General features: G+C 40.0%; 1 pseudogene. It reads left to right on the top strand.

The features are described from left to right. Window positions 1–119: 119 nt before the first annotated feature. Window positions 120–310, top strand: a pseudogene (locus tag FDX19_RS25375) (hypothetical protein); the annotation flags it as partial.

Here is a 310-nt window from a genome sequence, read left to right as displayed (position 1 = left end):
AGCCAGACGATAATCTCTGTTCACGCCTGAAGAGTTTCTGGTTCAACCAGAAATATATTTACAGATAATAAATATCACCCCTTTTATTTCACAGTTCCGTTATTGCGGAGAGTATATTTATGATTAATGTTCCTTCCACTCAAGTTAGCGTCACGCCTGAAGTACATAATCTCATGCTCCAGGGTATAAACTTTGGACCCTTTGTCGCCATGCACCTTCGTGGTGACTGGGGAGATATTAATGAAACTGAAAGAGCACTAAATATTGAGTCTCTTGAAAAGAATACGGGCCACGTTTTATCCATACACCA

This window comes from Citrobacter sp. wls619 (assembly GCF_005281345.1).
Classification (GTDB): Bacteria; Pseudomonadota; Gammaproteobacteria; order Enterobacterales; family Enterobacteriaceae; genus Citrobacter.
Note: the sequence above shows the minus strand (reverse complement) of the source record. Positions and strands in the feature narration are given on the sequence as shown.